General features: G+C 37.7%; 13 protein-coding genes and 1 pseudogene. 11 read left to right on the forward strand and 3 right to left on the reverse strand.

Annotation, left to right across the window (positions count from 1 at the left end; translation table 11 throughout):
* The first annotated feature begins 63 nt into the window (after window positions 1-63).
* The 8 genes from aceB (at window position 64) to G6N06_RS02345 (ending at window position 14,649) form a co-directional block, all read left to right on the forward strand.
* The gene (aceB, locus tag G6N06_RS02310; RefSeq protein ID WP_163514450.1) at window positions 64-1,662 is read left to right on the forward strand and encodes a malate synthase A; all 1,599 of its coding nucleotides are present in this window, start codon (window positions 64-66) and stop codon (window positions 1,660-1,662) included.
* Between the two features lie 73 nt (window positions 1,663-1,735).
* Window positions 1,736-3,361 (forward strand): isocitrate lyase, encoded by a 1,626-nt coding sequence (locus tag G6N06_RS02315; RefSeq protein ID WP_163514451.1) that lies wholly within the window; start codon window positions 1,736-1,738, stop codon window positions 3,359-3,361.
* 711 nt (window positions 3,362-4,072) lie between these two features.
* On the forward strand, window positions 4,073-7,228 hold the full coding sequence (locus G6N06_RS02320) for a SusC/RagA family TonB-linked outer membrane protein (RefSeq protein WP_163514452.1): 3,156 nt from the start codon (window positions 4,073-4,075) through the stop codon (window positions 7,226-7,228).
* Between the two features lie 22 nt (window positions 7,229-7,250).
* Window positions 7,251-8,708: a RagB/SusD family nutrient uptake outer membrane protein gene (locus G6N06_RS02325; RefSeq protein ID WP_163514453.1), complete on the forward strand. Its 1,458-nt coding sequence runs from the start codon at window positions 7,251-7,253 to the stop codon at window positions 8,706-8,708.
* Window positions 8,709-9,153: 445 nt separating this feature from the next.
* Window positions 9,154-11,061 carry a S9 family peptidase gene (locus tag G6N06_RS02330; protein WP_163514454.1) on the forward strand — a complete coding sequence of 636 codons (1,908 nt, stop codon included), beginning with the start codon at window positions 9,154-9,156 and terminating at the stop codon, window positions 11,059-11,061.
* 54 nt (window positions 11,062-11,115) lie between these two features.
* Window positions 11,116-13,200 (forward strand): S9 family peptidase, encoded by a 2,085-nt coding sequence (locus G6N06_RS02335; protein ID WP_240337945.1) that lies wholly within the window; start codon window positions 11,116-11,118, stop codon window positions 13,198-13,200.
* Between the two features lie 247 nt (window positions 13,201-13,447).
* A complete protein-coding gene (locus G6N06_RS02340) occupies window positions 13,448-13,966 on the forward strand; it encodes a DUF3124 domain-containing protein (protein WP_163514455.1) in 519 nt (172 codons plus the stop codon).
* A gap of 254 nt (window positions 13,967-14,220) precedes the next feature.
* Entirely contained in the window at window positions 14,221-14,649 is a 429-nt protein-coding gene (locus G6N06_RS02345; RefSeq protein ID WP_163514456.1) for an FKBP-type peptidyl-prolyl cis-trans isomerase, read from the forward strand.
* Between the two features lie 657 nt (window positions 14,650-15,306).
* Here the strand turns inward: G6N06_RS02345 and G6N06_RS02350 are convergent.
* Window positions 15,307-16,560, reverse strand: a complete 1,254-nt coding sequence (locus tag G6N06_RS02350; protein WP_163514457.1) for a serine hydrolase domain-containing protein — start codon at window positions 16,558-16,560, stop codon at window positions 15,307-15,309.
* Window positions 16,561-16,817: 257 nt separating this feature from the next.
* Here G6N06_RS02350 and G6N06_RS02355 point away from each other — a divergent pair, with 257 nt between their 5' ends.
* The 3 genes and pseudogenes from G6N06_RS02355 to G6N06_RS02365 form a co-directional block, all read left to right on the forward strand.
* Entirely contained in the window at window positions 16,818-19,820 is a 3,003-nt protein-coding gene (locus tag G6N06_RS02355; RefSeq protein WP_163514458.1) for a SusC/RagA family TonB-linked outer membrane protein, read from the forward strand.
* A gap of 26 nt (window positions 19,821-19,846) precedes the next feature.
* Window positions 19,847-21,193: a RagB/SusD family nutrient uptake outer membrane protein gene (locus G6N06_RS02360; RefSeq protein ID WP_163514459.1), complete on the forward strand. Its 1,347-nt coding sequence runs from the start codon at window positions 19,847-19,849 to the stop codon at window positions 21,191-21,193.
* Between the two features lie 34 nt (window positions 21,194-21,227).
* Window positions 21,228-21,443, forward strand: a pseudogene (locus G6N06_RS02365) (FKBP-type peptidyl-prolyl cis-trans isomerase); the annotation flags it as partial.
* A gap of 109 nt (window positions 21,444-21,552) precedes the next feature.
* Here the strand turns inward: G6N06_RS02365 and G6N06_RS02370 are convergent.
* Window positions 21,553-22,908, reverse strand: coding sequence for a UDP-N-acetylmuramate--L-alanine ligase (locus G6N06_RS02370; RefSeq protein WP_163514460.1), 1,356 nt, complete (start codon window positions 22,906-22,908; stop codon window positions 21,553-21,555).
* A gap of 158 nt (window positions 22,909-23,066) precedes the next feature.
* Window positions 23,067-24,020: a tetratricopeptide repeat protein gene (locus tag G6N06_RS02375; protein ID WP_163514461.1), complete on the reverse strand. Its 954-nt coding sequence runs from the start codon at window positions 24,018-24,020 to the stop codon at window positions 23,067-23,069.
* Between the last annotated feature and the right edge of the window lie 396 nt (window positions 24,021-24,416).

The following is a 24,416-nucleotide window of genomic DNA, read 5'->3' on the forward strand; positions in this document are numbered from 1 at the left end:
GAACGTTCGCTTGTTTTTTAAAAATAATTATTTTATCATTGTTCTCACAAACATCTCAATACTATGGAAAACACAATTTTAAAATCAGCAAAACTTAAATTCTCTAAAGCGGTTGACGATCACTACCCCGACATTCTTACCTCTGGTGCGATCTCCTTTTTGACCGCATTACATGAAAGATTCAATACAGAAAGATTATCGCTTTTGGCTAGACGTATCGATCAGCAAAAAAATTTTGATGAAGGAAAATTCCCGGAGTTTTCAAGAGAGACCAAACATATCAGAAATAATCAGTGGACCGCTGGCAATATACCACATGATCTAAAAGACCGACGTGTAGAGATTACAGGTCCGGTTGACCGGAAAATGATCATCAATGCGTTAAACTCTGGCGCCAAAACATTTATGGCCGATTTAGAAGACAGCAATGCTCCTACTTGGAAAAACACGATTGAAGGACAACAAAACCTGAGAGACGCCAATAGAAAATCTATTTCCTTAGTAGATAAAGAACGTCACAAGTCATACACATTGAATCAAGAAACCGCTGTTTTAATGGTCAGACCAAGGGGCTTGCACTTGAACGAAAGACATATTTTAATTAATGATGAAGAATCTTCGGGCAGTTTGGTTGATTTTGGACTGTATATTTTCCATAATACTACAACCTTATTAAGTAACGATACAGCACCCTATTTTTATCTGCCAAAATTAGAACATTATCTGGAGGCTCGGTGGTGGAACGATGTGTTCACGTTTGCCCAAGAATATCTGGAAGTGCCCAAAGGAACTTTTAAAGCCACCGTTTTAATAGAGACGATCACTGCCAGTTTCCAGCTGGACGAAATTATTTACGAACTTAAAGATCATATTGTCGGACTAAACTGTGGACGTTGGGATTATATTTTCTCTTATATCAAAAAATTCAGAAACCATCCCAATTTTATAGTTCCAAATCGCGATCAAGTGACCATGACCTCCCCTTTTATGGATGCGTATTCAAAGTTGGTCATACAACGCTGTCATAAAAGGGGCATTCTCGCCATAGGCGGAATGGCTGCACAGATTCCGATTAAGAATGATGAAAAAGCCAATAGCGCTGCTTTGGAAAAAGTAAGAAAAGACAAAGAGCGCGAAGTAAAAAATGGCCATGACGGTACCTGGGTTGCACATCCAGGATTAGTCGCAGTCGCAATGCAAGAATTTGACAAGCATATGCCAGGTTCAAACCAACTACATGTTTCAAGAGATGATGTCAACATCACAGAACAGGATCTGGTTGAACTCCCTAAAGGTACCATTACCGAAGCTGGAATCAGAAAAAACATCAACGTAGGCATCTTGTATACTGAAGCCTGGTTACGAGGACATGGCGCTGTAGCCCTCTATAATTTAATGGAAGATGCGGCAACTGCCGAAATATCAAGGACTCAGGTCTGGCAATGGTTGAAAAATCAAGTGAAGCTGGAGGATGGTAGAACCTTCGACCTTGAACTCTACAAGGAACTTTTAGATGATGAAGTAGAAAAAATCATTAGGGAGTTTGGCACAGATAACATGAAAAATTCAAAATTCCAGTTGGCAATTGAGCTTTTTGACAACCTCGTACAATCAGAAGAATTTGTAGAGTTCTTAACATTGCCCGCTTATAAATACCTATAAAAAAACAATCCTGCGATTGCTGACACAATCAACAGGATCTAATTATTAATAATAAATAACTGATTACAAAATTATGAAAAATTTGGAACAAAGTAGTTATGGTTCTGCATTGCAAACTGTAAGAGACCTTAAAGCAAAGTATGGAAATACTTGGAATGCCATCAACCCTGAAGGTGCCGCTCGAATGGTGGTTCAAAATCGATTTAAAACGGGATTGGACATCGCTAAATATACCGCTGCCATTATGAGAAAAGACATGGCAGACTATGATGCTGATTCATCAAACTACACACAATCTTTGGGTTGCTGGCACGGATTTATCGCACAACAAAAAATGATTGCAGTTAAAAAACATCACGGCACAACCAACAAGAAGTATTTATACCTATCCGGTTGGATGGTTGCCGCGTTACGTTCTGAATTCGGCCCACTGCCAGATCAATCCATGCATGAGAAGACTTCTGTCCCAGCATTGATTAAGGAGATATATGATTTTTTGCGTCAAGCAGATGCCATTGAACTCAACGATTTATTCGCCAGGCTTGAAAAAGGTGAAGACGTACAAGATCAAATCGATAATTTTGAAACCCATATTGTGCCTATTATAGCTGATATTGATGCTGGTTTTGGAAACGAAGAAGCAACCTACTTGCTGACCAAGAAAATGATTGAAGCTGGTGCCTGTGCGATTCAAGTTGAGAATCAAGTTTCCGATGCCAAACAATGTGGCCACCAAGATGGAAAAGTTACCTTGCCACATGAGGATTTTATAGCAAAATTAAATGCCATCCGGTATGCTTTTATAGAATTGGGAATACCTGAAGGCATCATTGTGGCAAGAACAGATTCTGAAGGGGCCAGTTTGACCCAAAAGTTACCCGTAAGCAAAAAACCAGGTGATTTAGCTTCTCAATATCTCGCCTTTGTGGATGCGGAAGAAATCTCTATCGATGAGGCCAAGGATGATGATGTCATGCTTAAAAGAGACGGAAGACTATACCGTCCAATCCGATTGGCCAATGGATTATACAAATTCAAAGAGGGCTCAAATATAGATCGCGTGGTTTTGGACTGTATTACAAGTTTACAACATGGAGCAGATTTATTATGGATAGAAACGCCAACTCCAAATGTGAAGCAAATTGCGCATATGGTCAACAGAATTAAAAAAGTGGTACCAAATGCCAAGTTGGTTTATAATAATTCACCATCCTTTAATTGGACTCTAAATTTCCGTCATCAAGCTTATGATGAGATGCTTGAAGAAGGAGAGAATATGACCGGTTATAATAGAAACAATTTAATGGACGCCGATTATGACCATTCTGAATTATGCTCTCGTGCCGATGAAAAAATCAGAACTTTCCAAACAGATGCCGCGAGAGATGCAGGGATTTTCCATCACTTAATCACTTTGCCAACCTACCACACCACAGCTCTTCATATGAATGATTTGACTGAAGGTTATTTTGGAGATGAGGGCATGTTGGCCTACGTGAGAGATGTTCAGAGACAGGAAATCCGCAAAGGTGTATCTTGCGTTAAACACCAGCGTATGGCAGGTTCAGACCTTGGAGATAGCCATAAAACCCTTTTCGCAGGAGATAAGGCACTAAAGGCTGGAGGAGAAAAGAACACCAGTAGGCAATTTGAACTCAAAACCGAGCTGACTCGACCAGAGCTTTTACTGGCTAAATAGGTTTTATCTTGTTAATTGCGATAGAATATCTATCGCAATTAACATTGTATTCTACCAAATATGCGTGTTGCGGAAAAATACAAAGCATATTTCAGAGGTGCCATATCAGGTCTCGGGTCCTCTGTAATTCTTAAATTGAATTTACAACACCATTTTTTACGAATTCTTGCTTCAACTTAACTTGTGAACATTTTACTTTAGACTTCTATATCAATTTTCAGTCAGAACTAGTCCTATATCTTGCCATTTAATCATTATTTCTGACTTTAACAGCATATTGTCAATATCTTTTTTTAATAAAAATTCATATTCTAGATGAGATTCTTAATACTCAATAAATTATGAACTATTCTTAATTTTATAGCTCGAATAGTTTTTTCTTGAACCGTTTATTGTTGATATTTCCGAAAACAAAGCAGATAAAATTTGAAGAAATCCCTTACAAATGAAGACCTTACCCATTCCACGCCTTTGATAAGTTTGTTAGTGTAGACTTTTAAATGTTCTACACTTACGACACACCAATTTATGATTAATTTATACGAGGTATTAAAAATTCTGTTCAATTAGTAGATTTTATTGACTACAATCAGTTCATTTACAAATTTGAATTCTAAGATTTTAAATCTATATTTGTTAAGGTCTGCATAACATTTTGTTAATAAAGACTAAAATAAATGACTATTAATCAATTAATTATTTACCTAAACTATGAAAGTAAAATTAACTGGATTTTTATCACTTTTGATGCTTTTTCTTGTGCAGATAAGTTTTGCACAGGGAAAGATCGTTACCGGGACAGTGACCGATGACAAACAGCTTCCACTTCCGGGTGTTAACATTCTGATTCAAGGCACCTCCAAAGGGACGGTTACGGATTTTGATGGAAAATATTCATTGGAAGTCGCTGAAGGGCAAGTATTACAATTCACCAGTGTGGGATTTGAAGAGCAATTAATAAGGGTGGGAGCATCCAATATTATAAATGTCTCTTTAAATGAAGCCGCAATGGCATTAGATGAAGTCTTCGTGGTGGCCTACGGTACCGCCACAAAAGACACTTACACAGGATCAGCCTCTGTTGTAAAAAGCAGTGACATTCAAGACGTGCCGACAGCTTCTTTTCAAGATGCGTTGGTAGGTAAAGCTGCAGGAGTAAACGTTACTAAAGGATCTGGACAGGTAGGGTCTACAACCAGTATCCAAATTCGTGGAATCGGTTCTATGAATGCTTCTACACAACCACTTTACGTTATTGATGGAGTTCCTGTTTCATCTGGAAATTCAGGACAACTTTCAGATCAAATATTGGTTACCAATAATATCATGAACACCTTAAATCCAAATGACATCGAATCGATAACGATTTTGAAAGATGCGGCAGCATCCGCATTGTATGGTTCTAGGGCGGCTAATGGTGTGGTTATGATTACGACAAAACGCGGAAAGAAGGGAACACCGCGAATTACGATCAAGTCTTCAACCGGGTTCAGTCCATCCTGGGCAACAGACAATTTTGAACCTGCCAGTACACAAGAAAACGTAAATTATTTATATCGTGTGTTTCACGATTACAACACATCAAATGGTCGGGATGAAGCATTTGCAAATTCAGATGCCATAAGACGGTTAAACGTAAAGTTTAATAAACATGGGTATTATTTTGAAACCACTGGTACTGGAGTAGGAGAAAATTTAATAATAAAAGGTATGACCGATGGGTTGGTGAATCGGGAAGGTAAATATTTTGATTGGGAAGATGCCTATTTCAGAACAGCAGTCAATCAAACCCAGGATATCTCAGTAAGTGGTGGAGATGACAACACGAATTATTATTCTTCCTTTTCCTATAGTAAAGATGAAGGGAGAATAAAAATCAATGAAAATGAAAGAATTTCTGGGCGAGTGAATTTAGAACAGAAAATTGGAAAGTACATCGAGTTTACTGCTAAAGTAAATGTTGCACAAACTGAATTATCTGGGTTCAATGATAGTCGAAACCTTAGTTCCAATTATTACGAGCAAACCCGTAATCTCCTTTGGGGCTTGTATTGGCCAACCGATTATAAGACCGGAGAGCCTTGGACTGCACGTTTTGGAAGTTTGGCGCAGAATAACGTATATTATGATAACGAATGGGAAAATTCGTCAAGAACTTTAAGAGTAAGCGCAATAGAAGGTTTGAAGGTTAATATTCTACCTGAACTTAATGTACAGACTCTATTCTCGTACGACAATATTGAAACGAAAGATCACTTGTATTACAGCCGATTACATTATAATGGACAAGGTCTCGGAACAGTTGATGAAATGTCCACAAATACCAGAAGTTTAGTTTCTTCAACTACTATAAATTACGCGAAAGATTTTGGTGCTCATCATTTAGATTTTCTAGCGGGTTATGAAGCCGAAAAGAATGAAACCAATTACATTCGTGCTTCCGGAAAAGATTTGCCTTCAAGCAACTTGCATACGGTAGCTACGGCCGGTGAAAAAGATGCAACCGCTTATTACTGGGGAAATAATATGATGTCTTTCCTTTCCAGATTGGAATATAGTTTTGACAAGAAGTATTATGTATCTGGCTCTTTTAGACGCGATGGAAGCTCAAAACTTGGCCCTGATTCTCGTTGGGGTAATTTTTGGTCAGTTGGCGCTTCTTGGAATATCAGTAAAGAAGCTTTCTTAAAGGATGTAGACCCAATCAGTAATTTAAGCCTAAGAGCTTCATATGGGGTTAACGGTACGTTGCCACCATCTAATTTTGGTTGGAGATCGCTCACCGGATATACCGCACAATACATGGAGACTGCTGGTGGTGCGCTAAGTAATGTCGCTGACGAAAGTTTATCCTGGGAGACCAACTATTCTACGGACATCGCTTTGGAATTCGGATTGTTAAAGAATCGGATCTTTGGAACGATTGAATATTTTACCCGAGATTCCAAGGATTTATTGCAGAGTGTGCCAATTTCACGAGTAACAGGATTTAGCTCTACCCTAAAAAATATTGGATCTATTAGAAATAAGGGCTTGGAGATATCCTTGGGCGGTGATATTATTCGCTCAAACGACATCACTTGGAGTGCTTCCGTAAATGCATCTTTTGTTGATTCAAAAGTCCTTGAACTAAGCGAAGGGGCTGATATCATATGGGTTAATGACGGAGATGCTACCGCACAATATATTTACCGTGAAGGTGAATCGACATTGGCTTTTTATGGTTATGAATATGCTGGAGTAGATCCTGCTAACGGAAAAAGCAGATATTATGTGAATGATAAAGATAACCCTCAAGCTGGCGACTTCCTTTTAAATGGACGAGGTGCTACCTACGATTTCAAAGATGCAAATTACACTATTATCGGTGATGGTATTCCTGATGTTTTTGGAGGCTTAAATACCCAATTTAGATATAAAGGAGTATCGTTAGGTTTGGATTTCATCTACAAACTAGGTGGAAAACTATATGATGGAGCCGAAAAGGATGTTGCCGATGACGGATATTATTGGGAGCGAATCCGTTCACAATATGCCTATGATGATATGTGGACTGAGCAAAACCCTAATGGTAGCTTACCTAAAGTAAGAGGAACCGACTTAACAGATGCCATACAAAAAAGTGGACGGCATATTTATGATGCAAGCTTTCTTAGATTGAAGAATATCCGACTAAACTATGATCTTCCTTCCAATTGGATCAACCCAATTGGCTTTGAAAACATAAGATTATATGTGATTGGAACAAATTTACTGACGTTCTCCAAGTATAAGAATGCAGACCCTGAGGTAAATCAATTTGCGGCAAGAGGTTGGGAAACACCTTATATGAAGAATTATACCTTTGGTATTGAATTATCGTTATAATTAATTAAAAAACTACTGAAAAATGAACAAGATAAAATCTGTCATAATTATTATTCTAATCCTTGGCTTAAGCTCATGCGATGATGATTTTCTTGATGTTACCCCAAGTAATTCCGGAGATGCTTCAACATCTATTCAAACTCTTGCTGATGCAAAAGTAATGCTTACCGGAATTATGAGCAGGATGACTTCCTCTAATTATTACGGTCGTAATTTCATTTTATATGGTGATGCCAAAGGAGGAGATCTAACAACATTCTCCATGGGAAGAGGGCTTGATGGACTATACTCCTTCAACCATTCTCCAACTAGTGGGTCATATTCTGGTTTCTGGAATAGTATTTACAATAGCATCCTTCAAACCAATAACCTGATTGTTAATATCGAAAAGCTACAAGCAGCTGGCGTAGAAGCCAATTTTGACGATGTAAAGGGACAAGCTTTAACAGCAAGGGCATTAATGTATTTTGATCTGGTACGGATCTATGGAAAGCCATATTCCTACGACAAGGAATCTTATGGGGTACCAAATATCCTTGAACCTCTAGATGCTTTAGCACAACCTTTGCGAGCCACTGTGGCCGACAATTACAATCAAATCATAACTGATTTAAAAGACGCACAGCCGCTTCTTTCTAAAAGCAAGACTAATGGCTATTTAAATTACTATGCCAATTTAGCCATACAGGCTAGGGTGTACCTTAACATGGGCCAATATCCTGACGCTCTTACTGCTGCTGAGGAAATCATTGATTCTGGAGTGTATACCTTATATTCCAATAATGGCTGGGTTGATTCCTGGACGGGACAATTTGGATCGGAATCCATTTTTGAATTGGCCATCCTTCCAAGTGAATCGGATTTAGGCAACTCGAGTCTTAGTGTCTATTTAAGAAGAGCGGGGCACGGATCGGCAAGTGCAATTGGTCAATTTATTGCCAGTGACTATTATTTGAATCGTTTAGGCGAAGATCCTAATGATGTCAGATGGGGCATTCTTGCACACGATGAAGTTAGTTCAACCCATATGGGGGCGAGTTACAAATACAGTGGCGATACCGCTTTGGGTGGAGATGGAAAGTCTACGGCCACAGCAGTTAACATCAAAGTTATTAGACTATCTGAAATTTATCTGATTGCTGCCGAAGCTGCATTCCATTCAGACAAAGATTTGGCGGCCACTTATCTTAATGAGATTCGAAAAAGAGCTCCTGATTTAGCGCCTGCTACAGATGCCACTATTACTATTGATATGATCTTGGATGAAAAAAGTAAAGAGTTGTTCACAGAAGGTCATCGATACTTTGACATGCTAAGATTAGATAGGCCAATAACTTTCAATGATGATCTTGGGGGAGTTCCAATTTCGACCAGAGAAAAAACAATTGACCGTTCATTTTATAAAACTATTTTGCCGATTTCTCAAGAGGAAATCAATGCTAATCCAGACATTGGAAATCAACAAAATCCAGGATACTAAAATGAATGAGAATCAATTTTGAAATGTTTCGAAAATAATTATTAATTAAGGGGGTTGCCTATAATGTATACCACCCTAATCAAAAAGGACCTAAAAAACTTTGATTTTTTGGGCCCTTTTTTTTTGTCTACTGCGGCAAAGTAAATGTCATACCACAGGAAAAATGATAAAAGCATTAGATTTGTAGTTTTAGAATGTTATTGAATAATAGTCCTGATCTTTGGGGTTAACGTAATAACAAAGGGGCCCAATAATTATTGAGAATCCGAAAGTCAATTGGCATTTAATAATTAATTTCAGTTTTAGCTACTAACCACTTGGATTTTTATAATTTTAGGAGCTGATTGAAAACACTTTAATTGACATCTTGAGAAAAACATGTCATCAGAAAATCTAAACCAATAGTTTCTTATAATAAAAATTACATCTATAAAAATGAACAGTTATGAAAAACGCACTCTTAATTATAAGTTTAATGTTGAGCAGTAGTTTAATGATTGCACAGCAAAGAATGACGCCCGAATTATTATGGAAGGTCCAACGCCTAAGTGTTATGGGATTGGACAAAGAGGGATCAACTATCTATATACAGGTCAAAACTCCAAATATTGAAGAAAACAATTTTGACTCCAAATTTTATAAAATTCCCGTTACAGGAGGCGAATTAATTGAAATTAAAAAAGAAGATGCTGCTACAACAGATAAAAATGTTTCGCCAGATGGGAAATTCAAATTGTTCCATAAGGAAGTCCACATTGAGGATATTAAAGGAACTGACATCTACAAAGATTTAGAAAAGTCGGATGCATACGTTTTTACTGATTTGGATATCCGCCATTGGGATACTTGGCAAGACGGCAGCTACAATCACTTATTTTATAAAACAACAGCGACCGACGACGACACCGGTACGGATATTATGCCCAACGAACCCCACCATACCCCACAACGGCCTTTTGGTGGCGACGAGGATTATATTTGGTCCCCGGACAGTAAGAGTATTTACTATGTCAGCAAAAAACTAAAAGGTAAAGCATACGCCACCAGTACCAATACCGATATTTACAAATACAATCTGGAGTCTAAAACCACCGAAAACATCACGGAAGACAACAAAGGCTATGATACCAATCCTGCTTTTTCATCGACCGGCGCTTTGGCTTGGTTACAAATGAAAACCGAAGGTTATGAAGCCGATAAAAATGATATTGTTGTATTGCACAATGGCGTTAAACAAAATTTAACCAATAGATGGGACGGTACGGTCAATAGTTTTTTATGGAGTAACGACGGAAACAGTCTTTTTTTTACAGCTCCAGTGGACGGAACCATTCAGATTTTCAAGGTGAATTATCCTGGCAAGAAACGGATAGCACCATTGGTCGAACAATTATCGGAAGGTCAATTTGACGTTACGAGTATCATTGCACAGAAAGACAACACGCTTTTCGTCACAAGAACCGATATGAACCATGCGGCTGAAATTTACAGTTTTAACATAAAGGACAAAAGCTTTAAGGAATTGACAAATATCAACAAGGAATTATACAATGGCATCGCTCTTCCAAAAGTTGAAAAACGCTATGTCACCACCACCGACGGGAAACAAATGTTGGTGTGGGTTATTTTACCGCCCAATTTTGACGCATCCAAAAAATATCCAACCTTATTGTATGCACAAGGGGGTCCACAATCGGCGTTGTCGCAATTTTATTCCTACCGTTGGAATTTCCAATTGATGGCGTCACAAGGCTATATTATTGTGGCACCAAACCGACGCGGAATGCCTGGTCACGGTGTTGAATGGAACGAAGCCATCAGCAAGGATTGGGGTGGTCAGGTGATGGATGACTACCTATCGGCCATTGACGATCTTGCCAAAGAACCTTATGTGGACAACGATCGTTTAGGTGCCATCGGTGCCAGTTATGGCGGTTATTCTGTATTTTATTTAGCAGGAATTCACAATAAGCGCTTTAAGACCTTTATATCCCATGATGGTGTTTTTGACACCAGAACGATGTACGGTACCACAGAAGAATTGTTTTTTGTCAACCACGATTTTGGAGGTCCGTATTGGGACAAAAATAATAAGACCGCACAAAAAGTCTACAATGAATTCAACCCCATCACGAAAGTTTCAGAATGGGACACTCCTATTTTGATCATCCAAGGTGGAAAAGATTTCCGTGTACCTATTGAGCAAAGCTTGAGCGCGTATCAGGCCGCACAATTGTTAGGGATAAAAAGCAAATTGGTATATTTCCCAGAGGAAAACCACTGGGTTTTGACCCCTCAAAATGCTTTGGTTTGGCAACGTGAATTTTTTAAATGGTTGAAGGAAACTCTTTAACCATAAATCCATTCATTGCGCCCCGGACTTTAATCAATCTTAAACCCAGTTAAAATGACATTTAGACTCTCAATAAAAACCTTAACCTTCTTTTCCTTATCTCTATTTATGATTTCCGTAAATACAACTAATGCCCAAGGAAAGATCAAAAACATGCCAGGATACGATCGGTATCAAAAAATGTCTCCGCAATTATACAGTTCAGTACAACGTATATCGCCAAATATCAAATGGAGTGCAGACGGAAAGACATTTACTTATGTAGATAATGATATCGCCTATACGTTTGATGTTAGGAAAAAAAAGATCATTAAATCTGAGGACTACCAAGCGCCTCCAAGGATTCGATTTTCACGGCAAGGCAGACCAGCACGAGGCAGACAATACGCCTCTGCCATTTCTCCTGATTCTACATTAAAGGCTTTTACAAAAGATAGAAATATGTACATCAGCAAACCTGATAGTTCTGAGCTCATGGCAATTACATCGGATGGAAATGAAGACAACCAAGTAAAATATGGTATTGCAACATGGGTTTACGGCGAAGAATTGGGTCAGAATACTGCCATGTGGTGGTCACCTGATAGCAAAAAAGTGGCTTTTTACAGATTTGATGAAAAAGATGCCATTAAGTACTATGTCCTTTACCATCAAACAAAAATTCAAGACTCCGTTGAAGTAGAAGCCTATCCAAAAGTGGGTGCTAAAAATCTGCCTGTCGATTTGTTGGTCTATGATTTAGAAACCAAAAAAACCATTACGCTGGATACAAGAGATGGTCAACCTTTTAATGACGGTGCTATTGGCACTTATTTATACGACATAGAATGGTCACCTGACGGAAAAGAATTGCTTTTTCACAGTACGAATCGCAAGCAAGATGTCATGGAGTTTAAAGCGGCCAATCCTACAACTGGCGAAACCAGAGTCGTGGTAAGAGAAGAATGGCTGCCAAGTTTTACGGTAAATTCTCCAGAAATCTATATGTTAAAAGACAAACAACATTTTATTTGGGCTTCTGAACGAAATGGCTTTAAGAATTACTACCTCTACAATTTCAATGGTAAATTAGTCAATCAACTGACCAACCACGACTTTGAAGTACAACGCATTGTTGAGGTCGATGAGGCCAATAAGCTCCTATATTATATGGCGGCCAGTGGAGACAACCATATGAAAATGCAATTGCATCGCGTTCAATTTGATGGCACCAGAAATGTTCGGTTAACAGATCCTGCCTACAATCACAATGTCATCCTATCCCCTACCGGTAAGCACTTTATAGATATCGCCCAAACCCATAATATTCCGCCTTTTATGAATCTTGTGGATGCCAAAGGGAAGGTCATTTCAGAAATCTTAAAAACCGATCTATCAAAATTCAACGAATTAGGCTTTAAAACTGTTGAAGCTTTCGAATTTACTTCTGCCGATGGTGAGACCCAACTGCATGGCATGATACATTTTCCGTCGGAATTTGACCCTACAAAAAAGTATCCACTAATTTTAAGCAATTATGGCGGACCAGGTGTTAATGCTTTTACAGAATCCTTCCGTCTCCCAAGCCCTATAACGGAATTTGGATTTTTAGTCGTGAATATAGATGGTAGAAATGTTGGCGGACGAGGTAAAGAAATGCTCGATAAGCTATATGGCAATTTAGGAATTGTTGAAATGGATGATTTTGCTGCTGGCATCAAATCACTTTACCATCGTCCGTATGTGGACAAAACACGAGTTGGAGTTTATGGCACCTCGTATGGTGGAACAGTTGCGGCAATGAGCATACTAAGATTTCCCGAAATTTATCATGTAGCAGTAGCCAATTCGGCTGTAACCGATTGGAGAAATTATGACAATATATATACCGAACGGTACATGAATTTATTGGAAAACAATCTAGAGGGTTATGAAGCTTCCAATTTAATGAACTACGCAAATAACTTGGAAGGGGAATTAATGATCTTTTACGGTACAAACGATAATAATGTACATCCCGCAAATTCATTGCAACTAATACAGGCTTTACAGAAAGCAGAAAAAAGCTTTGAAGTTCAAGTGGGTCCAGACCAAGGCCATACTGCGGTGAACTTTGAGAGAATGATGGAGTTTTTTATTCAGCATTTGATTTTGAAGTAACATACTTAAAATAGCTTCATGTTATATGCTGAATTATCTTGGCAGGTTTGTAGATTGCATTGAAGTCAGATAGTCTTTGTTTTTCGCTGTAGTATCGCGGTTAAATGCCAAAAATACGGAAGTAGAATTCAACGAAAACCGCATTGTTATTTACTAAGGCGAGATCCATGTTTTTCAGGATGCTATTTTAATCTTGATTATATTTGTAAAGTCTTTGCCCACACATCCTTCTGAAAATTCGATTTATATGAACCATTCCAAACTCTTAGTCTCCGTCTTTTTTCTTTTGATATTTGCCTGTAAAAAAACGACTCAAAAAGAGCAAAGAGAATTAATTTCTACTGATCACCAATTAGAAAAATCGATCGAAAAGAAAACGGATAGCATTTATAAAACAAGAAAAGTCTACGTTCCCGTTTATTCTGACATTTACCAACGCACACGAAATGAAAGAACATTGCTCACTTCAACCCTAAGCATTCATAATACCAGCGAGACAGATACATTATATCTCAGTCGTATTGATTATTACAATACCGAAGGAAAGTTGGTTCGAAAATATATAGAATCGACCATTTTCCTAACCACGTTTGAAACTTTGGAATATGTTGTAGATGAAGAGGATAAAACAGGTGGATCGGGCGCCAATTTTATAATTGAATGGTATGGAAACGAAAAGCTCAATCCCATTTTTCAAGCTGTCATGATCGGTGGTTTGGGCAACAAATCATTTTCATTTACCACAGAAGGCGTGGAGGTAGAATGAGATTTGACATGCTGCACAAATTAAAAAGTGTTTAGAAATTTGATATCACATCATTGTGAAATGTCCTTCTTCGCATAACATAACACAAAATCCCATAATTTTAATTATTAATGCTTTAACTAGCATATTTATATCTCTATAATGGTATAAAGTAGTTAAGTTTTTCTTAAATACTCCATAAACTTCCTTAGTCGCCCTTTATTTTATTCTTTAAGCAGTAGTTTTGTACTTTATTAAAAAACAAAAACACAATTATGAGTCAAGTAAAAGTAAATGACACAGTAAAAGTACATTACACGGGTAAGTTAACCAATGGTCAAGTTTTTGACAGTTCTTTAGAGCGTGAGCCTTTAGAAATTACGGTCGGCGAAGGTAAACTGATTCCGGGTTTTGAAAATGCTCTCCTCAACATGCAAGTGAACGAGAAAAAAACAGTCGAAATTGGAAAAGAGGAAGCTTATGGTGACATCCAAAAAGAACTCTTTCATCAAGTTACAAAAGATCAATTGCCTCAAGATATCCAGCCAGAAGTTGGCATGGGATTAGCTTCCAAAGCGCCTGATGGCACTGAGCACCAGTTTAGAGTGGTTGAAGTTCAGGAAGATCATATCGTTGTAGATGGAAACCATCCATTAGCAGGTCAAGATTTAGTTTTCGATTTAGAATTGGTTGAAATCAAATAAATCAGATATATTTTTATTTCAAAAAGCCATTTACTTATCGTGAATGGCTTTTTTAATTTAGGTGCTATAAATTCAGATCTGCGTCTATAATTTGATGATCTAAATACATTAGACCGTCAAATTCTTCACAACTGATCCAAGCCTTATAAAAGGCAGAAAAGAGTTTTCAAATATGAGTGGGTCCTAATTCAAGAACGTCAGGGTCCGACCGGCTCGGGCGGGCAAACCCATGAAGTATGAATAAGGAATTGCCTTTTTGATCGAGGTGAGCTTCGGACCATTAAAACCCACTGGTGGAAATAAAGGCGATACTGGCGTACACTTCGACCGAATGAAGGAGTTTTTCATTCAGCACCTGATTCTAAAATAGCAACTTATAATGGTGGTACTTTCTAAATCATAGATTATGTTAAGTGTAAATACCAATGTAAACAGCGTGGAAACACCATCAGAGTTGATTAATCCAAAAAACACTATCTAAAACCCCAGAAACTCAAGAGACTACATTAAGCTTTTATTAATTTCAATTTAATCTTCACAAAAATATCGTTTAATAACTTTTACTGATGTTGGCTTAATTTAATTTCTATCCTCGGTACTCAATTAACCCTGAAAGGATAGACAATTGATATTCTTATTTTAAATTCGGTCAGTTAATCAGTCTTTTTTTTGATTGCAATAGGTCATTACAGCTCTAAAAATTTGTTCTCTTATTGGGCTGAGATTATAATACGACCGATTTAGCAATAATCCCATGTTCTGACGGTTTATTAATAGAACAATCGACAAGTCGTATTGTGGAATAACGACAATGCTTGTCCCCGTAAAACCCGTGTGTCCATAACTGCCGCTTGGTGCATTCTTCATAAAAGAATTGGTAGCGTCCATTGCCCATCCCAATCCATTTTTAAATTTATCTTGGGTTAAAAATAAACTGATGGTCTTTTCAGATATAAATTGAAGATTTCCTGCTTGACCATTATTTTTTAAAACATCAAGTACTTTTTGTAAGTCAGAAACAGTAGAAAAAAGCCCAGCATGCCCCGAAATACCGTTGCTGGCGTACCAGGCATTGCCGTCATTCACTTCACCTTTTAAGGTATAATTGCGCCATCCATTCCATTGGTCAGGACTGATACTATCTATCGAAAATCCGAGAACCGGATCAGATACCATCCTTTTCTCGTAAGGATTACCGTGGGATGTGGCGGATATTTTAATCTCAATTCCGTTTTTTAACGGATTGAACATAGTGTGCTCCATCTTAAGGGGCTTAAAAATATTTTGATACATAAATTGCTCTAAGGTCAGTTTTGATACAGTTTCAACAATCTCTCCTAACAAAATAAACCCTAAATCACTATAATGCCTGCCGCCACCTACGGGGTATTTTAAAGGTAGATTATCAATAAGCTTATAGACTTCCTGTTTGTTATTGCCAAAATAATATAGGGGGTACCATTCATAAAGCCCTGAGGTATGGCTTAACAAATGTCCAATGGTTATTTTACTTTTTTCCGGAGAATCAAAGGCCTTAATATATTTTACTACAGGATCTTCAATATTTATAAGCCCCGAATCAACCAGCAACATTATAGAGGTAGTGGTACCGATAACTTTTGTAAGTGAAGCAATATCGTAAAGATGATCAACGGTTGTTTTTTCAGGATTGGCAAGAATTTGATGATTAAACTCCTTAATAGAGGCATAACCATAAGCCTTTTTATGAATCTCTTGATTGCCTTGCTTTATTAAAATAACTGCTCCTGGAATTTTAGAATTATCTATTGAGGCCTGCAAAATAGTATTGATTTCGGAAATAAGTTTTTCTTTATCATTCTTGTTTTGCCCAAAGGAGGTATGGTAAAGTAAGAGCAATGAAATAAATGATAGAATTATTTTTTTAGGCATAAATAATTTATTTAGAATAGCTACAATAAACATATTTTAATAAAAACGAAGACACATCTCTTTATCACTGGGCATTAATCAAAAATAGTACAACGTGACATTGAAAGATGCCATATTTCAAAAAATACATTTTTATGAACATTATAAAGATAGAACCAAAATAAATTAACAAAAAACGATTTAAAATAGCAAAAACATCATATAAAACTTATTAAATTTTTATATTTTTCGACCAACTAACCAATAATTCTATTCCAATGAAAATAACCGATGAAAGGCTCTTACATGGTAAGTGTTTTCGATTTTTGAGCAGCTTTTTATTGTTGTTCATGTTTGGCTTTGGCTCATATAGTCAATCAACTTATACATTACGAGGTAATGTAAAAGATAATTTAGGCGGACCAGCAATGGGTGTTACGGTTCAAATTAAAAACACAAATCATGGAGCAATAACTGACTTTGCTGGCAACTACGACTTAAGTGCGACAATTGACGCAGGAAGTTACACACTTGTCTTCAGATCGTTAGGACTTTCAACTAAGGAGGTGAAAATTACTTTAGGCCAACAGACTGATGTCGTGACTGATGTCGTTATGGCTGATGATATTTTGGGATTGGATCAAGTAGTCATCACGGGTGCAGGAGCATTGACAGCCAAAAAACAACTTGGTAATACCATTTCAAGTGTTAAAGGTTCCGTAATTTCTGAATCTGGCGCTACTGATATTACTGGAGGTCTTTCAGGAAAGCTCGCTGGGATTCAGGTAACCCAAAATTCAGGTGATCCCGCTGCAGGTATCAGTGTAAGGTTAAGAAGTGCGAGCACGGTTAATGGAAGTTCAGATCCATTATATATTATTGATGGAGTAATTGTTAATAATAATTCCACAGATGTTTTGGGCACAACTAGTGTTGTTCAAAACAGGCTGTCTGATATAAGTCCACAAGATATAGATAGAATTGAGGTCATAAAAGGAGCTGCTGCCGCTGCAATATATGGCTCGCGGGCAAGTAACGGTGTCGTGCAAATTTTTACTAAAAAAGGGAAAACTGGAAAACCGGTGATCACTTTTTCTACTAGCATGAATTTCAACTCTTTAAGAAAAAAGCGTGATTTTAATCAGGAACCTTTAGACTGGGCTTCTAGTGACATTACTAATCTTACCACAGTTGCCGCAACAAGATATGACTATCAAGACATGGTGTTTCAAAATTCAATGGGAACCGATAACTACGTTTCCCTATCTGGAGGGAGTGAGAATACCGATTATTTTGCGTCATTTTCATATTTAAACAATGATGGGATTCTTAAAAGTACAAATTATGAAAGACAAGGTGGTAGAATTCGGGTCAATCAAGTCTTTAATGATTGGATATCCGCATCTTTTGGAACATATTTTTCAACAAGCAACAGTCAAGACCAACCTAATGGTGGTTATGTTGCTGGGGTGCTGCCAACGATATTATTTACAAATAATACGATAGATCCAAAGCCCGATGCAGACGGTAACTATCCAACGATGACGTTCTATCCAAATATTTTGGAATACATAAACACCTTCGATTTCAATCAAAAGAACAATAGAACTATTAGTGATTTACAGCTTAACTTAAAGCCTACAGATGGACTTAAAATCACCTATATTCTTGGTTATGACAATTCAGAGTCAATTGGAAACTCCTATATACCTATAGGAACTACTACAATGGTAATTGGTAGTGCAAGCACTACGACTGTTAGTACAAAACAATTCAATAGTGATTTAAATGGTTCTTTTGACAAGGATATTAACGATATTTTAAAATCAACAACTACAGTAGGGTTTTCTTGGCAATCAGATCAAACGATGTATCGTTCTATTTCAGGAAGCGGATTGGCATTAGGGGTTAAAACCACGGATGGTGCTGCTTCAATTTCTACGAATGAAAGTAGAAGTGAGAGATCGTTCTGGGGAGGCTTTTTACAGCAGACTTTTGGAATAAGCGGAAAGCTTTTTCTGACAGGAGCCATTAGACTAGATGGATCTTCGGTATTTGGCAAAGATGAAAGAAATCAATTATACCCTAAAGCAAGCATGTCATATTTAGTTTCAGAAGAAGATTTCTGGAAGGACAATCTGGCATCTTCAATCAATAGTTTTAAGGTAAGGGGTGCTTGGGGTCAAGCGGGGAACCTAACAGCCATCGGACCATTTGATAGGTTGTCAAACTATTCGGCTATTAGTATCGATGGAAGTTCCGGTTTAATTGCTCCTACTCAATTGGGTAATGCTAATCTAAAACCTGAAAGACAGACAGAGTTAGAGTTTGGTATTGATATGGGATTGTTTGACAATAGGATAGGTTTAGAGCTAACCTATTACAAACAAGACATTGAGGACCTTCTTTTGGCAAGAACACTGTCACCTTCTACAGGTTTTGGTTCAAGGGTTGAAAATATAGGGATCATGACAAATAGAGGTTTTGAAGCAATGATTACGGCAACTCCTATTCAAACCAATAATTTTAGTTGGACAATTACAGGGACTTATTCTACAAACAAAAATGAAGTAAATAATATTGAAGGAGAGCAATTTGGTATTGGGAACTTTGGTTTTTCAGTTGCTAAGAACGGACAACCTTTAGGCGTCTTCTATCAAGGTTTTTATGCAAGAAATCCAGATGGCAGCCTACTATTAACACCAGGAGGTTTGCCTCAGAGAGAGAAAGGCTCACTTGATGCAAACGGCAATCCAGTTCCAGAGAGAGATGGTACAGGTCAACCTAGTGGAGCAAATTTAAGTAAGGTCATTGGAGATCCAAATCCTGACTTTACAGCCTCTTTGACTAATGAACTAAAATATAAAAACTTTTCTTTTAGAATGCAGTTTGATGCTGTTCAAGGAGGTGACGTTTTAAGTTGGGATACACGTATGTTCTATCGATTTGGAGGAGGTCCGGAAACAGCTAAGGAATTAAGAGGAGAGAGTGTAAGGGGAACTGGAGCGGCTAAGTTTGGAATTGCAGAATCTTATATTGAAGATGGATCTTATATAAAACTTCGAGAATTGTCCACCTCCTATTTATTAAAAGACCCTTTTAAGGGGGTGAATAGTATTAAATTCACCATATCTGGACGTAATTTGTTTTCAATCGACAATTTCTCAGGTTACGATCCTGAAGTAAATATGGATGGGCAAAGCAATGGTTCTAGAGGAGGTGTTATGGGACTGGTTCCTATTCCTAGGGTAATCAAGCTTGGCCTCATTGCTTCATTTTAAGTATCATAATCAAAAAACAAAAAAAGATGAAACATATAAAGTTATATACAATCATAGGTGTTTTGCTTATCGGTAGTGGTCTATTCACTGCTTGCGACACCGATTTTGAAAACCCGAACAATCCAACAGAAGATGTTGTTTTAGGGACTAAAGGAGGTCTTTTTGCTTTAGCTACTGGTATCAGGCAATACTATTCAGTATTTGCTTTGAGACAAATAATTGAAGCTCCAGGCATTACAACAAGAGAGTTGGGAGTAACCAATACATTTTTAAATATTAATGAATTGGCCAGAGGAGGCGCTGAATTACCTAGTGAAAGTGGCGGTATCACCAATCCTTGGATTGTTTTTCTACGAGCCAAAGGAATGTCTGAATCACTAATTGAAGGCGCAAATACAGTAGAACTTTCAAGTGGAACAAAAAGCGGATTATTGGCTTATGGCAATTTATTTAAAGCAATGTCTTTAGGCTCCCTAATTGAAATGTTTGAGCAAGTCCCGATCAACAACTCCGCTGATGGTGCAGCTCCATTTAGTGATAGAGCAACCGTGTTGACCACTTGCATTGCATTGTTAAAGGAAGCACGGGATGTACTGGCAACAACACCAATGTCGGATGAGTTTAAGTCATCGGTTCTATGGTCTGAATTTAATATGGAAAAAACAATCAATGCTTATCTATCGCGATATGAGTTGATGGCAGGCAATTATGATGGAGCAATAGAGGCAGCTAATGCCGTATTAAATAATAGTGATGCTACAATTTCAATGTGGGTTTATGACGCTAACAACCAAAATCCTATTTGGAATAGAACGGTCAATTCGACCGATTTAAAACCGCAAACAAATTTTGGGTTATTAGGAGCTTATGTGCCCGAGGCAGGTGACGAGCGTGTTGGTTTTTATCTAGGCGCTGATCTTGGCTTTGCCAATGCAGACGCTGGAGGACAAGCGATTAGTGAGATGCTTGGTTTTTTTGCTACCAATACATCGTCTATTCCAATGTACCTACCTGGTGAAATGCTATTAATTAAAGCAGAAGCCTATGCAAGAAAAGACATATTAGACAAAGCAGTTGAGCAATTGAATTTAGTTAGACAAAAAAATAATGACCCACTTGGTGTCAATGCTAACCTTCCTGCTTGGGCAGGTGATGAAACCAACCAGAATGCTATTTTAGAAGAGATATATAAAAACAGAAGTATCGAGCTTTTTTTAACAGGGTTGAGGTTTGAGGACAGTAAAAGGTTCCATCCTAATTTTGTTGTTCCTATGGAATCTAATACAACAAATGAAAGGAACAGAAATTATTACCCTTATCCGTCAATAGAACGGGAGAATAATCCAAATACGCCTGCAGACCCTTCGATTTGAAATTCTAGAATGAAATGACGAACCTTATGATGACATCCAAAAAGAACTCTTTCATCAAGTTACAAAAGATCAATTGCCACAAGATATTCAGCCAGAAGTTGGCATGGGATTAGCTTCCAAAGCGCCTGATGGCACTGAGCACCAGTTTAGAGTGGTTGAAGTTCAGGAAGATCATATCGTCGTAGGCGAAAACCATCCATTGGCAGGTCAAGATTTAGTTTTCGATTTAGAATTGGTTGAAATCAAATAAATCAGACATATTTTTATTTCAAAAAGCCATTTACTTATCGTGAATGGCTTTTTTAATTTAGGTGCTATAAATTCAGATCTGCGTCTATAAATCTGATGCTCTAAATACATTAAACCATCAAACCTTTTACTTCCTCAAAATCCAATCCACCATAAGTTCCCGAACTCATCAACAACAAGACCTTGTTGTCGAAATTTTGTGAAAACAGAAAATTCTTAAAATCGTCAGGATTGGTATAAATAATCAAGTCGTCTCTTTCAAAAGCATTGGCAATTTGCGCTTGCGTCACTTCCTTCAGTTTTTTAATTTCAACCGCATGCGGCGAATAAAACACAACGGCTACATCGGCTGCATCCAAGGTGCCTTTATATTCTTTTAAAAAATTGGCATTCAAGCTGCTGTAGGTATGCAATTCTAAACAAGCCACGACAGATCTATCGGGAAACTGTTCTTTTACAGCATTGGTGGTTGCCTTAACTTTACTTGGAGAATGTGCAAAATCCTTAAATGCAATACTTTTTTCACCCTCCCCTATTTTTTCAAGACGTTTGCTGGCTCCTTTAAAACTGGCGATGGCCTCATAAAAGTCGTCTTCATCCACCCCCATATGTTGGCAAATCCATTTGGCACCAGCCAGGTTGTTTAAGTTGTGTTTTCCAAAAACCTCAATTGGCAAAGGCCCTTCAGGAGTATCCAAAAGGGTTTCTCCATTGACCACGCTGTATTCTGGTGTGTGATAAGGTAATTTTCTGATGGTGTTTTCTGAAGCCTCCACCACTCTTTTGACTTCGTCATCTTCTTCATTATAAGTAATGCTTCCACCCTTAACAATGCTATCCACAAAGATTTTAAACTGCTCGACATATCCTTCATAGGTCGGAAACACATTGATATGATCCCAAGCAATCCCGCTCAATAACGCAATATTGGGTTGGTACAAATGGAATTTCGGTCGTCTGTCAATCGGCGAACTCAGATATTCATCACCTTCCAAAACGATAAAATCATTGTCATCCGTCAATTTTACCATCACATCAAAGCCTTCCAATTGCGCGCCCACCATATAATCAACATCCCTATCGTGATAATCCATCACATGGAGAATCATTGATGTAATAGTCGTTTTTCCATGACTGCCGCCAATCACGACTCGGGTTTTATGTTTCGACTGCTCGTACAAAAACTCTGGGTAGCTATAAATTTTCAAGCCCAATTCCTGTGCTCTCAGCAGTTCAGGATTATCAGCTTTGGCATGCATTCCCAAAACCACGGAATCAATAGAACTATTTATTTTTTCAGGAAACCAGCCAAAGCTTTCTGGAAGCAAACCTTGCTGATCCAATCTTGTTCTAGAAGGCTCATAAATTTCATCATCACTTCCTGTTACCTGATATCCTCTATTGTGTAACGCAATGGCGAGATTGTGCATGGCACTGCCACCAATGGCTATAAAATGTACGTTCATAGTTTAATTTTGAAGAGTTCAAAGATAGTTTTTTTGATGCGAATGGCGAATGATTTTATTTATGAAGATGGAAAGTAATTACACAGAGACACGCTGAGTTAGGCGGAGTGTCACAGAGAGTTTAATAAGAATATTCGTGTATTCGTGGCAATTTAAGATTAAAGTTTACGAATGGCCGTTTTTTCCGACTGAAAAACTTCGTTCTGGGGCAATTCAGTAATGGCGAGTTCGATATACTTCAACGCATCAGCCTTATTGTTTTTGAGTTTGTAAATCTGCGCCAAACGGTAATTTGCCCATGCTTTTGACACCTCATCCTTCACTGAGTAATTCGTGATATAATTGTGTAAGTACTTTTCACCTTTGACCAATTGAATATTATATTCCGCAGCCATCTTCCCTATATGGTAATTTAGATTATTACTACCATGCTTCTTCTGAGCGGCTTCCAAATTGGCAATGGCTTTATCTGGTTCTTTTTGGGCTTCATATAAATTGGTAAGTTTCTCGTAACAAACTAAGGATCCACCTTCCATCACGGCCAACTTAAAATATTTTTCAGCGGTTTTTAAATCGTTATCGTATTGATAGATATAGCCTTTTGCCAGATAGCCATCTACCTTAGAAAGATTCTGCAATTCATCAGCATATTTAAGGGATTTGGTCATGCTACCTCCAACAATCCCTGGCAATTGCATATACAATTCTACCAATGCCCAACGGGCTTCAATATGTTTTGGATCAAGATCTGCGGCCGTAATAAATGCCTGCTTTACATCACCGATAATCGATAGCGCCTTCATCTTATTAACCGACAAGGCTTTCATGCCCAAAGCACCACCGTATTTGTAATGATAATTAGCTGTTTTAGGGCTCGCTTTTACCAATTTTTTATAGTTCTCAATAGCTCCATCCCATTTCTTCTGATGCCCATATGCATCTCCCAAAAGCTCAATACCTCTAAGGTTATTAGGGTTATCCTTCACGTAATTGTTCATCAACACTTCCGCTTTAGAAAATTGTTGGTCAGCGAAAAGTTGTTCGGTTTTTTGAATATCTGTCTGACTTATTGCCGATACCGAAAAAAATAAAATGTAAATAATGAATCTCATCCTGAAGTTTCTGAATTCAAAAATAAACATTCTCATGCATTGTTATCTAATCTTTTACAACTCATTTATATCAAAACCCTTGGAATTCCAAATACATATTTTAATTGCATAAGAAGCCAAAACAGGCCAATATAGATTTATCATATTCTTGCAAACATATATTCTCAGAATCATAAGGGTCAAGTCTTGATTCCCGCATTCAAAAAATTTACGGACAGGAAGGCTTGATTCTAAAAACGAAGCGGTCTTGACTCCTTTATCACATATTATTAATTGTTATGGTATTGTTTTTGCTTAATGATAAAAAATAATAAAGTTAACTTCAGAATTCGTTAACTTCACTCAATCAAATGTAGGCGTGACGTATTTCCTCTTTTTTAAAAGATCCAATGGCAT

This window comes from Gelidibacter japonicus (assembly GCF_010725055.1).
Lineage (GTDB): Bacteria > Bacteroidota > Bacteroidia > Flavobacteriales > Flavobacteriaceae > Gelidibacter > Gelidibacter japonicus.